The 12,569-nt window shown below is 63.9% G+C and carries 13 protein-coding genes; 10 read left to right on the forward strand and 3 right to left on the reverse strand.

Translation table 11 applies throughout. From position 1 onward, the window contains the following. Window positions 1–277 precede the first annotated feature (277 nt). The 4 genes from dusA (at window position 278) to ACWNZ3_RS06345 (ending at window position 3,159) form a co-directional block, all read left to right on the forward strand. Window positions 278–1,240: a tRNA dihydrouridine(20/20a) synthase DusA gene (gene dusA, locus ACWNZ3_RS06330; protein ID WP_496901570.1), complete on the forward strand. Its 963-nt coding sequence runs from the start codon at window positions 278–280 to the stop codon at window positions 1,238–1,240. A 27-nt stretch (window positions 1,241–1,267) separates the two neighbouring features. Continuing rightward, a complete protein-coding gene (locus ACWNZ3_RS06335) occupies window positions 1,268–2,089 on the forward strand; it encodes a sulfite exporter TauE/SafE family protein (RefSeq protein WP_496901571.1) in 822 nt (273 codons plus the stop codon). Next, window positions 2,086–2,820, forward strand: a complete 735-nt coding sequence (locus ACWNZ3_RS06340; RefSeq protein WP_496901572.1) for a hypothetical protein — start codon at window positions 2,086–2,088, stop codon at window positions 2,818–2,820. The genes ACWNZ3_RS06335 and ACWNZ3_RS06340 overlap by 4 nt, the downstream gene beginning before the upstream one ends. A gap of 174 nt (window positions 2,821–2,994) precedes the next feature. After that, entirely contained in the window at window positions 2,995–3,159 is a 165-nt protein-coding gene (locus ACWNZ3_RS06345; protein WP_496901573.1) for a hypothetical protein, read from the forward strand. Between the two features lie 22 nt (window positions 3,160–3,181). Here ACWNZ3_RS06345 and ACWNZ3_RS06350 read toward each other — a convergent pair whose 3' ends face one another. From ACWNZ3_RS06350 to ccmI, 3 genes are read right to left on the reverse strand one after another with little or no spacing between them, the layout of a single operon-like run. Further along, window positions 3,182–3,421 carry a DUF1289 domain-containing protein gene (locus ACWNZ3_RS06350; protein ID WP_269365015.1) on the reverse strand — a complete coding sequence of 80 codons (240 nt, stop codon included), beginning with the start codon at window positions 3,419–3,421 and terminating at the stop codon, window positions 3,182–3,184. Next, the gene (gene ruvX / locus ACWNZ3_RS06355; RefSeq protein ID WP_269365013.1) at window positions 3,414–3,902 is read right to left on the reverse strand and encodes a Holliday junction resolvase RuvX; all 489 of its coding nucleotides are present in this window, start codon (window positions 3,900–3,902) and stop codon (window positions 3,414–3,416) included. Before ruvX ends, ACWNZ3_RS06350 begins: the two co-directional genes overlap by 8 nt. Further along, the gene (ccmI, locus tag ACWNZ3_RS06360) at window positions 3,899–5,119 is read right to left on the reverse strand and encodes a c-type cytochrome biogenesis protein CcmI (protein WP_496901574.1); all 1,221 of its coding nucleotides are present in this window, start codon (window positions 5,117–5,119) and stop codon (window positions 3,899–3,901) included. The genes ruvX and ccmI overlap by 4 nt, the downstream gene beginning before the upstream one ends. 232 nt (window positions 5,120–5,351) lie before the next feature. Between ccmI and ACWNZ3_RS06365 the strand changes: the two genes are divergently transcribed. The 6 genes from ACWNZ3_RS06365 (at window position 5,352) to ACWNZ3_RS06390 (ending at window position 11,923) form a co-directional block, all read left to right on the forward strand. Further along, entirely contained in the window at window positions 5,352–6,596 is a 1,245-nt protein-coding gene (locus ACWNZ3_RS06365; protein ID WP_269365010.1) for a sarcosine oxidase subunit beta family protein, read from the forward strand. Window positions 6,597–6,744: 148 nt separating this feature from the next. Continuing rightward, window positions 6,745–7,074: a hypothetical protein gene (locus tag ACWNZ3_RS06370; RefSeq protein ID WP_274576297.1), complete on the forward strand. Its 330-nt coding sequence runs from the start codon at window positions 6,745–6,747 to the stop codon at window positions 7,072–7,074. Window positions 7,075–7,185: 111 nt separating this feature from the next. After that, window positions 7,186–7,512, forward strand: a complete 327-nt coding sequence (locus tag ACWNZ3_RS06375; RefSeq protein WP_269365186.1) for a sarcosine oxidase subunit delta — start codon at window positions 7,186–7,188, stop codon at window positions 7,510–7,512. A gap of 82 nt (window positions 7,513–7,594) precedes the next feature. Further along, the gene (locus ACWNZ3_RS06380) at window positions 7,595–10,612 is read left to right on the forward strand and encodes a sarcosine oxidase subunit alpha family protein (protein ID WP_496901575.1); all 3,018 of its coding nucleotides are present in this window, start codon (window positions 7,595–7,597) and stop codon (window positions 10,610–10,612) included. Continuing rightward, window positions 10,605–11,189 carry a sarcosine oxidase subunit gamma gene (locus ACWNZ3_RS06385; protein WP_269365004.1) on the forward strand — a complete coding sequence of 195 codons (585 nt, stop codon included), beginning with the start codon at window positions 10,605–10,607 and terminating at the stop codon, window positions 11,187–11,189. The genes ACWNZ3_RS06380 and ACWNZ3_RS06385 overlap by 8 nt, the downstream gene beginning before the upstream one ends. 134 nt (window positions 11,190–11,323) lie before the next feature. Beyond that, entirely contained in the window at window positions 11,324–11,923 is a 600-nt protein-coding gene (locus ACWNZ3_RS06390; RefSeq protein ID WP_114273101.1) for a superoxide dismutase, read from the forward strand. Window positions 11,924–12,569: the final 646 nt, after the last annotated feature.

Genomic DNA, 12,569 nt, shown 5'->3' on the forward strand with positions numbered 1-12,569 from the left:
CAACGGAACCAGTCGCGCCTGATCCCACATCCTTTACCGGCGTGGGAGCGATGATCAGTCCGAAAACCGGCACTGCAGGCTGAACGGGGCAACTTTCCGGGAAACCGGGGGCTGTTCATTCGGGATGTGATTCTGTTAGTTCAGCGAATTGCCGGTGGCGCATATCGCGCCGCCGGTGGCGAAAGCTCGAAAATCGCACCGGTCAGGTCAAGGTTCTATGCTGAATTCTGAAAGAAACAGAGCGGTCCACGTCGCGTCCCGCCTCTCGGTCGCCCCGATGATGGATTGGACCGACCGCCATTGCCGTTATCTGCATCGGCTGCTGAGCGGGCGGGCATTGCTGTATACGGAGATGGTGACCGCGCCTGCGCTGGTGCGCGGCGGTGCGGTGCATCTGCTGGAACATGACGTCAGCGAACACCCCGTGGCGCTGCAGCTTGGCGGTTCCGATCCGCGCGAATTGGCGCAGGCGGCGCGGCTGGGCGCGGATGCGGGCTATGACGAAATCAACCTCAACTGCGGCTGCCCTTCTGACCGGGTGCAATCGGGCACCTTTGGTGCGGTGCTGATGAAAGACCCCGCCCGTGTGGCAGAGTGTGTGGCCGAGATGCAGGCGGCGGTGGATGTGGAGGTGACAGTGAAATGCCGCATCGGCGTCGATGATCAGGAACCACGCGACGTCCTGCCGGATTTTCTGGCCCGGATCGTGGCTGCCGGCTGCACCCGTGTCAGCATCCATGCACGCAAGGCCTGGCTGCAGGGGCTCAGCCCCAAGGAAAACCGCGACATCCCGCCGCTGGATTACCCGCTTGTCCACCTGATGAAGGAATATTTCCCCAACCTGCATATTTCGGTCAACGGCGGCATCGGCTCGCTGGAAGAGGCAGAGGCCTTTCTGGACGGGGGGCTGGACGGCGTCATGGTCGGGCGCGCCGCCTATCACAGCCCGGCAGAGATCCTCTGCGCGGCAGACCGGCGCATCTTTGGCGCAGGTCCTGACAGCACGCCGGAACAGGCCGTCCGCGACATGCTCCCCTATATCGAGGCGCATCTGGCGGGGGGCGGGCGGCTGAACCAGATCACCCGGCACATGCTGGGCCTTTTCGCGGGCCGCCCCGGGGCGCGCGGCTGGCGGCGGAGCCTGTCCGAAGGGGCCAGCAAGCCGGGCGCGGGGCCCGAACTGGTGGCGCAGGCACTGGCCGAGATCGAGGCGCTGGCGCAGCAGGCGCAGGCGGTGTAGCAGGGGGCGTCAAAGAGGAGATACCCCATGCCAGAGACGATGCTTTTGATCCAGATGGGGGTGCTTCTGGCCTTTATCGGTGCCTTTGCCGGCGTTCTTGCGGGGCTTCTGGGTGTCGGTGGCGGCATCGTTCTGGTTCCCGCATTTTTCTATGCCTTTCAGACCCTTGGCTATGAGGGGCCGCAGCTGATGCAGATGTGTCTGGCGACCTCCCTGGCGACAATCATCGTCACATCGGTCCGCTCCGTGCTGAGCCATAACCGGAAGGGGGCCGTCGATTGGGACATCCTGCGCGGCTGGGCACCGGGAATCGTGATCGGGGCCGTGCTCGGGATGCTTCTGGTCGCGCAATTGCGCTCGGGCACCTTGCAGGCGATCTTTGGCGGTCTTGCGCTGGTTGTGGGCCTCTATATGGGGCTGGGCCGGTCGGAATGGCGGTTGGGGGCGGCAATGCCGCGGGGGATCACCCGGGCATTGCTCTCGCCCGCTGTCGGCTTCCTGTCGGTGCTCATGGGCATCGGGGGCGGCAGTTTCGGCGTGCCGTTGATGAGCCTTTATGCAACGCCGATTCACCGGGCTGTCGCCACGGCGGCAGGCTTTGGCGTGCTGATCGCGGTGCCATCTGTCATCGGCTTCCTGTTTGTTCCGATGACCACGGGGGTGCCGCCGCTGACCATCGGGACAGTCAACCTCGTCGCCTTTGGCATTGTGATCGCGATGACGCTGATCACCGCGCCGCTGGGGGTCAGGCTGGCCCATGCGATGGACCCGAAACCGCTCAAACGGGTGTTTTCGGTCTTCCTGATCCTCGTGGCGCTGAACATGATCCGCAAGGCACTGGGCTGGTGAGCGGCTTCCGGGTATTCGACCCGGACCCGGCCACCCTGCGCTGGGCGCAGGCAGCGCATCGCGTTGCGCTGGAGCTTGCGCGCGATCCGGCCATCCGTGCCGAAAATCTGCGTCACGCGGGCACCTGGTTTGTCGGCGTGGATGCATTGCCCAATGACCCGGACGGCAGTATCGGCGGTGTGCCGCTTCATGGACCCTGGGTGGATTTCATCGAACCGCCGGACCATTGGCACCGCGCGCAGCTTTCCATCGTCTATCCCGGCTATCCGGGGCAGGACCCGTCAGAGAGTGACGCCAACCACCGGTTCCGCATCAACCGTCATGCCGCGCATGTGGACGGGTTGCTGCCCGAGGGTGCGGCCCGCCGCCGCTACCTGCGCGAGCCGCATGGTTTCATCCTGGGCCTGCCTTTGAACCAGGCGGACGCCGCACCGCTGATGGTCTGGCCGGGCAGTCACAGGATCATGGGCGATGCCCTGCGCCGCGCCATCGGGGACAGCGCCCCGGAAACGGTTGATCTGACCGAAGCCTATGGTGCCGCAAGGCGCCGGGTTTTCGAGGCGATTGAACCGGTGCAGGTTCTGGCCAGACCGGGGCAGGCCACCTTGCTGCACCGCCATCTCTTGCACGGTGTCGCCCCCTGGGCCAAAGGCGCAACAGCCCCGCCGGAGGGTCGGATGATTGCCTATTTCCGGCCACAAATTTCCGCCTCCGCCTGGCTGAACGGCTGAACATCCGCCCGATTTCCCAACAATCACCTCGACTGCGCCTCATTGTTGCCTTTTCCTGCAGCAATTCATGGATCATAAATTTTTTGATCTTGGGACGGCAAAATGAACATTATTCTGACAGGACCCGACGGCGCAGTGGCGTATTGGAACGCCGCTCAGAACGGCCGCAAAACAATGGCATTCGGCAAACTCCAGGCCGCGGCACTGGAACGCAAATGCAGCTTTGCCAGGCTGAGCCGTTTCGCCGCCAATGGCAACCACGCCCCGACCGGCGCCGAAGGGGCGATCACCGCGGATTTCGGGCTCGACCTGCTCTACCAGATTGCCGGCAACCGCTGACAACAACCCGCTTTTATCCGGTTTATTTACCCTGCCGCGCCATGCGCGCGGCCCGGCCGCCCCGGCGTTTGGTCAACTGACCCGCCCGGCCCGGCAATTCCGCCATGATCTCGTGCCGTTCTTCCGGTGTCATCCGGGACCAGCGGCCAATCTCGTCAATCGACCGCAGGCACCCCGTGCACAGCCGCGATTCCGGATGCACCACGCAGATCTTGACGCAGGGGCTTTCGATTTCGGCGCGTTTCCAGATCTCGTCAGTCATCCCCGGCTCCCTGCCTGCGCATCACCGCCAGACGGTCCAGCGCGCCCTGCAGAATATAGCCCGCTGCGACGTGATCAATCACTTCCGCGCGACGCTTTCGTGTCGTATCCGCCTCCAGCAGCGCGCGTTCGGCGGCGACCGTGCTCAACCGCTCGTCCCAGAAGGTGATCGGCAGCGGCAAAAGCCGGTCGAAGTTGCGGGCAAAGGCGCGGGTGGACTGGCAGCGCGGCCCTTCGGAGCCGTCCATGTTGCGCGGCAATCCCAGCACCAACCCGCCGATGCGCCGGTCGCGGATGATCTCTGTCAGGCGCGCGGCATCCAGTCCGAATTTCTTGCGCCGGATGGTTTCCAGCGGTGTTGCCACGCTCAGGAAGCTGTCGCTGACCGCGACACCGATGGTCTTTTCCCCCAGGTCGAGCCCGATCAGCGCGGACATCGGGGGCAGGGCAGCGGCAAATTCCGCCATATCTTCGTATATCATTCCGCCACCCCGGCCTGCTGACCCGCGCGGCTGATGATATCCAGCGCGGCGGCATCCCCGTCAAAGACCTCCACTGCGTTGTCATAGATACGCCGGGCTTCCTCGGCGCGGTCCAGCACCGCCAGCGAGGTGATCAGCCGCGCCCAGTCTGTCGCGGGGCCGCCTTCGGTCGCCAGACGGTCAGACAGGCCTGCCACCATGCCGCCGATCATCTCCATCCGGTCTTGCGCGCTCATTTCCGCCGCGGCCTCGATATCCTGGGCAGAGGGGCCGCGCGCCGCAGTTGGCTGCGGCATTTCATAGTCCACCCCGGCCAGCGCCGCGACCGGCATGATCTGGGCGCGGATCGGGGCGATCCAGGGCGAATCCTCGGGGCCGCGCCGCAGCAACCCGTCCCAGATGCGGAAGGCGACATCCGGGCGTCCGGTCTGCACCATCATCAGCCCGACATAATAGCGCGCCCGCCCGTCCTGCGCATCGCGCGCCAGTGCCGCCCGCAGCGCCGTTTCCGCCTGCGGAGAGACATATCCCCCCGCCGCCAGAATCAGGAACTCGCCGTAATCGCTGTAATCGGCAGCGGTGGCGCTTTCTCCCTTGATCCGTAATACTTCTTGCTGCGCCACTGCCGCCGCCGAGAAATTGCCGATCCTCGCCTCGTTGCTTGCCAGCAGCCGGTGGCCCTGCAAATCCTCCGGCCGCGTCGCGACCGTTTCGCGCAGGCGGGTCATCAGGGTCTGGAATTCTTCGGTAATGCCCGGTTCTGCAGGCATCGGCGGCAGGCTTTCCTCGGCGGTCTGCTGGCTGGGACGGTTCTCGCGCATCTCTTCGGCAAAGGCGATCCTGTCGACCAGGCCCAGATCACCATAGCCCGGCGCACCCACAGTGCGGTAAAGCAGCAAGGACCCGGCAACCACCACAAGCGCCAGCAGCCCATAAAGGACGCGCGGTGAACCCCTGCCGGCAGCGAGGGTTTTCCCGGCTGTGGAACCCACCGCCAGAATGCGGCGCGAAATCTCTGTCCTTGCGCGTTCGGCATCCTCGGCGGGGATGACGCCACGTGCCACGTCGCGTTCCACTTCGGCCAATTGGTCGCGGTAGACCCGCAGATCATAGGATGCCGCATCCTCCGTCCCGGCCCTTGCGCCACGCGCCATCGCGCGCCCCAAAAGGGCAGCGACCATGATCGCCATCGCGCAGGTGATGATCCAGAACGTCATGCAGTCCCCGACAGATTCGAATTCAAGAATACCTAGTCATTCAACCCCATGCACAAAAGGGGACATTTTGACCACCCTCACGGCGCGCCTGCAACAATCGCGACCCATGTCGCAAATTTGCCAAGGAGTGCCGTGGCCATTATTCCTTTTTTGGTCAAGACAGCCAGAACGGGGTAAGCGACCGCGCACCACCCGAATCTGCCTACTCCAGCCAAGCAGGGACCCAGAGAGCATGAAGAAATATTCCGTTTTTGCAGTGGCCCGTGAAGCGATGCGCCACCACAGCGGTTGGACCCGAGCCTGGCGCGATGCCGAGCCGAAAAAGCGCTATGATGTGATCATCATCGGCGCGGGCGGGCACGGGCTGGCCACGGCCTATTACCTGGGCAAGAACTTTGGCATCACCAATGTGGCGATCCTGGAAAAGGGCTGGCTGGGGGGCGGCAACACCGGCCGGAACACCACCATCATCCGCTCCAACTATCTGCAGGATCCGTCAGCGGCGATCTATGAAAAGGCGCGCTCGCTCTACGAAACCATGAGCCAGGACCTGAACTACAACGTGATGTTCAGCCCCCGTGGCGTGATCATGCTGGCCCAGACAGAGCACGAGGTGCGCGGATACAAGCGCACCGCCCATGCCAACGCGCTGCAGGGCGTGACCACCGAATTCATCAGCCCCCAGCGAGTCAAGGAACTGGTGCCGATCATCGACCTGGACGGGCCACGCTACCCGGTGCTGGGCGGGCTGTGGCAGGCGCGCGGCGGCACTGCGCGGCACGATGCCGTGGCCTGGGGCTATGCGCGGGCCTGCTCAGACATGGGCATGGATGTGATCCAGAAATGCGAAGTGACCGGCATCCGCCAGACCGGTGGCAAGGTCACCGGTGTCTCCACCACCCGCGGCGACATCGACTGCGACAAGCTGGGCATGGTGGTCGCGGGCCATTCGGGACATCTGGCCGATATGGCCGGTTTCCGCCTGCCGATTGAATCCGTTGCCCTTCAGGCGCTGGTCAGCGAGCCGATCAAACCCTGCATGGATGTGGTTGTGATGGCCAACACCGTGCACGGCTACATGTCGCAATCCGACAAGGGCGAGATGGTGATCGGCGGCGGCACCGACGGCTACAACAATTACACCCAGCGCGGGTCTTTCCACCATATCGAGGAAACCGTGCGCGCCCTGATCGAGACCTTCCCGATGGTCAGCCGCCTGAAGATGCTGCGCCAGTGGGGCGGGATCGTCGATGTCACCGGCGACCGCTCGCCCATCCTGTCCAGGACCCCGGTCGAGGGCATCTTCGTGAACTGCGGCTGGGGCACCGGCGGGTTCAAGGCGATCCCCGGCTCAGGCTGGGCCATGGCGGAACTGATCGCCAAGGGCCGCTCGCCCCTGACCGACGCCTTTGGCCTGAACCGCTTTACCGAAGGCCGCTTCATCGACGAATCCGTCGCGGCAGGGGTGGCACACTGATGGCCGCGCATCCGAAGTTGTCCCGGAGCTTGCACGGCACAGGCGATAATGCGCCGGTGCGTGGTGTTGCGCTGTCCGCAGGCCGGAACCGGTTGGTTACTTCTTTCGTTGTGTCCCTGATCAAGGGAAACAAAGGAGAAACCAGGTCATGGCACATTCCGAGAACACAAACCCCGAGCACCGCACCACAGCGGAGCGCAACACAACAACAACCACAACCACCACGTCGGGCGGCAACAGCGTCGGCATCATCGTCGCGGCGCTGGTCCTTGTCGTGGCGGTCCTTGCCTATTTCGTCTTTGGCGGCGGCTATGATGGCGCCGGCACAGGCGCAAACGACGTCAACATCACCGTCGAAGGCACAGAGCCGTCCGCAACTGCACCTGCCGCAGATGCACCTGCGGCCGACAGCGAAGCGCCTGCCCCTGCCACGGACAACTCCGGCGGCGACGCAACCGCACCTGCTGCAACCGAATAAGACCAACGACACCACCTGCATTCAGGCTGATGCCCCTGCGGGCATCGGCCTTTTTGCCGTTCTCTCGCCCTTTTCGCGCCTGTCTGCGCCCCAATGCCACGGGACATCGCCATGCTGACCATCCATTGTCCGAACTGCGGCGTGACCGCAGAGGAAACCGAATTCCACGCCCACGGCGAGGCGCATCTGAAACGCTTTGGCCCCGGATCATCCGAAGATGAATTCGAAGGCTACCTCTTCATGCGCAAGAACCCCAAGGGCGTGCATTTCGAACGCTGGCGGCACCAATACGGCTGCGGGAAATGGTTCCATGTCGCGCGCTGCACCATGACGCTTGAAATCTTTGGCAGCTACTCGGCCCAGACCGTCGAGCCGCCGCAGGAGATACTGGACCAGATCGCCGACCGCCGCCCCGATGCGCCGGATCCGCGAACATGATCCCGACACCCATTCTCTTTTTGGCCCTGAATATCCCCGCCGGAGGCTCCCGCACCCTCCGCCCGCACAAAGGTTCGCGTTCATGAGCACCAGACTTGCCACAGGCGGACGCCTGCTGAACACCGCCAAACCGGTAAATTTCACCTTCAACGGCAAGCAGTTGCGCGGTTATGAGGGCGATACGCTTGCCTCTGCGCTGCTGGCGAACGACCAGATGCTGATGGGCCGGTCGTTCAAGTACCACCGCCCGCGCGGCGTGGTTGCGGCAGGCCCCGAAGAGCCCAACGCATTGGTCAATCTGGGCCGCGAAGGCCGGTTCGAGCCGAACCAGCGTGTCACCACGACCGAATTGTTCGACGGGCTGGAAGCCTCCAGCCAGAACCACTGGCCCAGCCTGGAATTCGACGTGGGCGCGATCAACACCCACCTCAGCAAGTTTCTGCCCGCGGGCTTCTACTACAAGATGTTCATGTATCCGCGCAGCTTCTGGAAACATGTCTACGAGCCCTTCATCCGCCACTCCGCCGGTCTGGGCAAGGCGCCCAAGGCGCGGGACGAGGACACATACGAGCATTTCCACGCCTTCTGTGACGTTCTGATCGTCGGCGGCGGGGTCGCGGGGCTGGAGGCTGCGCGGACCGCAGGCCGCAGCGGCGCGCGTGTGCTGCTGCTGGAACAGACCAACCACTTTGGCGGGCGCGCGCCGGTCGATGGTGGCACCGTCGATGGCAAGCCTGTGGATAAGTTCGTGGAAGAAATTCTTGAAGAGCTTTCGCAGATGGAAAATGTCCAGCTGCGCCCGCGCACCATGGGGGCAGGGGTCTATGACCACGGCTATGTCCTGGGCTATGAACAGCTGACCGATCACGCACCGGCCAAGGCAGGCCCGCGCCACCGTCTGTGGCGCATCCGGGCAGGTCACGTGATCACCGCCACCGGCGCCATTGAACGCCCCCTCAGCTTTGCCGGAAACGATATTCCCGGTGTGATGCTGGCCGGCGCCATGCGCGATTACCTGGTGAACTTCGGCGTATCGGTCGGGGATCGCACGGTATTGGTCACCAACAACGACAATGCTTACCTTACGGCAATTGCGCTCAAGCAGGCCGGCCTCGACGTGCCTGCGATCCTGGATGCGCGCGTGCTGCCGCAGGACAGCGAGCTGGTCGCGCAGGCCCGTGCCCTGGGCATCCGCATTCTGATGGGCCATGCGATTTCCTCCGTGAAAGGTGGCAAGCGCGTGACCGGTGTCGCGATCTGTTCGCAGGCGGGTGAGGGCGCGGTGCTGGAAGAGATCGCCTGCGATGCGGTTGCCATGTCCGGCGGCTGGTCTCCGGTGGTGCACCTGTGGTCCCATTGCGGCGGAAAGTTGCGCTGGGACAGCAAGCGGGCCTGTTTCAGCCCGGATGTGGATAACCCGCCAAAAGGCGCGGATGGCGTCGGCTTTGTCACCACCGCAGGGGCGGCTTCGGGCATGTTCCCGCTGGACGACGTGCTGCATGACGCGCATGCGGCAGCGGACGGTGTGTTGACGACACTGGGCTTCAAGCTGCCCCGCGACATCAGCGCCCCCAATGCTGCCCGCCGCGAGGAGGCACCGCTGGCACCGGTCTGGATGATGCCCCATGGCGCCAGCGCCAAGCTGCGTGAGAAGACCTGGCTGGACTACCAGAACGACGTCAAGGTCTCTGACGTGCGGCTGGCGGCTCAGGAAGGTTTCGTCAGCGTCGAACACGCCAAGCGCTACACCACGCTGGGCATGGCGACGGATCAGGGGAAACTCAGCAATATCAACGGGCTTGCCACGCTGGCCGGCGCGCTGGATGCAGAGATCCCGACGGTCGGCACCACCACGTTCCGCCCGCCCTATCACCCCATTTCCATGGGCGCGATCGGGGGCGGGGCGCGCGGTGCCACCTTCCAGCCGCTGCGCCGCACCCCGATGCACGGCTGGCACGACGCCAACGGCGCGGAATGGGAGCCCGTGGGCCAGTGGCGCAGGCCCTATGCCTTCAAACGTGGTTCCGAAAGCACCCATGACGCGGTCATGCGCGAAGTGAAGAACGTGCGCGAGAACCTCGGGCTGCTCGATGCTTCCACCCTCGGCAAGATCATCGTCAAGGGGCCGGACGCGGGCCGTTTCCTCGACATGCTATACACCAACATGATGTCGACCCTGAAGCCGGGCAAATGCCGCTATGGGCTGATGTGCAACGAAAACGGTTTCCTGATCGACGACGGCGTGGTTGCCCGGATCGACGAAGACACCTGGCTGTGCCACACCACCACCGGCGGTGCCGAAAGCATCCATGCCCATATGGAGGAATGGCTGCAGACAGAATGGTGGGACTGGCAGGTCTATGTCGCCAATGTGACCGAGCAATATGCGCAGATCGCCGTGGTCGGCCCCAATGCCCGGCAGGCGCTGGAGCGCCTGGGTGGCATGGATGTCAGCAAGGAGACGCTGGGCTTCATGGATTGGGCCGATGGCACGCTGGGCGGCTATCCCTGCCGGGTCTATCGCATCTCCTTCTCGGGTGAGCTGAGCTATGAGATCGCGGTGGATGCCAGCTATGGTCAGGCGCTCTGGGATGCGCTGATGGCGGTGGGTGCCGATCTGGGCGTGATGCCCTATGGCACCGAGGCGCTGCACATCCTGCGCGCCGAAAAGGGCTTCATCATGATCGGGGACGAGACGGACGGCACCGTGATCCCGCAGGATCTGGGCCTGAACTGGGCAATCTCCAAGAAGAAAGAGGATTACCTGGGCAAACGCGCCCAGGCGCGCAGCCATATGACCGACCCCGAGCGCTGGCAACTGGTCGGGCTGGAAACCACCGATGGCAGCACCCTGCCGGATGGTGCCTATGCGGTGGGCGAGGGGACCAACGACAACGGTCAGCGCAACACCATCGGGCGGGTCACCTCCAGCTATCATTCGCCCAACCTCAACAAGGGGATCGCCATGGGGCTGGTCCTGCACGGACCCGACCGCATGGGCGAGGTGATCAGCTTCCCCGGGGTGGACGGCAAGGTTTACGAGGCACGGATCGTCGATCCGGTTTTCTATGACAAGGACGGGGAAAAGCAGAATGTCTGATCCTGTAAGCGCGCTCAAGAATATCTCTGACGACACCGGTCTGGTGACAATATCCGAAATCGGCCCCATCGGCATGATCACCCTGCGCGGCGACCTGTCGGACAAGGCGCTGGTCAAGGCTGCTGTGGCCGCAGGCGGCGTCAACCTGCCCGAGCAGGGACATTGCAACACCCAGGGCAGCCAGGGCATCGCCTGGATGTCGCCGGACGAATTGCTGATCATCTGTGCCTATGCGGATGTGCAGGACCGTCTGGCAGATCTTCGCGAAAAGCTGGCGGGCAGCCATGCGCTGGTGGTCAACGTCTCGGACGCGCGGGCGGTCTTCGACATCAAGGGCGACCACGCGCGCGAGGTGATCGCGAAACTGGCCCCGGTGGACATGCACCCGGATCAGTTCAGCGGCACCATGTTCCGCCGCACCCGCTTTGCCCAGGTGCCTGCCGCCTTCTGGATGCCGGATGGCACCTCGGCACGCATCGTCTGCTTCCGTTCGGTCGCGCAATATATGTTCGACCTGCTGAAAACCGCGGCAATGCCCGGGTCCGAAGTCCGTCACTACGCCGCAGCATCCTCCTGAACCCGGCGGCCGGATCCCGCCCAAGCCCTGCGCGACCCAGAAATCCGGTCGCGCAGGGCCATTGGCCCCTTGACCTTCCCGCCTGACGCGCTTTGTTGTGGGGCAGGAATTCTGAATAACAAGGAGGCCCAAAGATGGCTTTTTCTCTTCCCGACCTTCCCTATGCCCACGATGCGCTTGCCGCCAAGGGCATGAGCGCGGAAACGCTGGAGTTTCACCACGACAAGCACCACAACGCCTATGTCACCAACGGCAACAAGGCGATTGAGGGCACCGAGTGGGAAGGCAAGTCCCTTGAGGAGATCATCAAGGGCACCTACGATGCCTCTGCCGTGGCGCAGAACGGAATTTTCAACAACATCAGCCAGTTGTGGAACCACAACCAGTTCTGGGAAATGATGGGCCCCGACAGCACCGCCATGCCGGGTGAGCTGGAAAAGGCCATCAACGAGAGCTTTGGTTCCGTCGACAAGTTCAAGGACGAGTTCAAGGCCGCAGGCGCCGGTCAGTTCGGCTCCGGCTGGGCATGGCTGGTCAAGGACACCGATGGCGGCCTCAAGGTCACCAAGACGGAAAACGGCGTGAACCCGGTCTGCTTCGGCCAGACGGCCCTGCTGGGCTGTGACGTGTGGGAACATTCCTACTACATCGACTTCCGCAACGCGCGTCCCGACTATCTGTCCAACTTCCTGGACAACCTTGTGAACTGGGAAAACGTCGCTTCCCGTCTCTAACCGAAGAGTTGCTCTCCCAGTCACCGACGCCCGCCGCGATGCGGCAGGCTGGGTGAACTGGGAAAACGTCGCCTCTCGTCTCTGAGGCAAAAGGCGCTCTCCCAGTCACCGACGCCCGCCGCGATGCGGCAGGCTGGGTGAACTGGGAAAACGTCGCCTCTCGTCTCTGAGGCAAAAGGCGCTCTCCCAGTCACCGACGCCCGCCGCGATGCGGCAGGCTGGGTGAACTGGGAAAACGTCGCCTCTCGTCTCTGAGGCAAAAGGCGCTCTCCCAGTCACCGACGCCCGCCGCGATGCGGCAGGCTGGGTGAACTGGGAAAACGTCGCCTCTCGTCTCTGAGGCAAAAGGCGCTCTCCCAGTCACCGACGCCCGCCGCGATGCGGCAGGCTGGGTGAACTGGGAAAACGTCGCCTCTCGTCTCTGAGGCAAACGGCGCTCTCCCAGTCACCGACGCCCGCCGCGATGCGGCAGGCTGGGTGAACTGGGAAAACGTCGCCTCTCGTCTCTGAGGCAAACGGCGCTCTCCCAGTCACCGACGCTCGCCGCGATGCGGCAGGCTGGGTGAACTGGGAAAACGTCGCCTCTCGTCTCTGAGGCACGCTTTGCGAATGAGATCAGACAGATACACCCCGCAGGTCAGCCTGC

The organism is Sulfitobacter sp. IGS-18, from assembly GCF_059628195.1.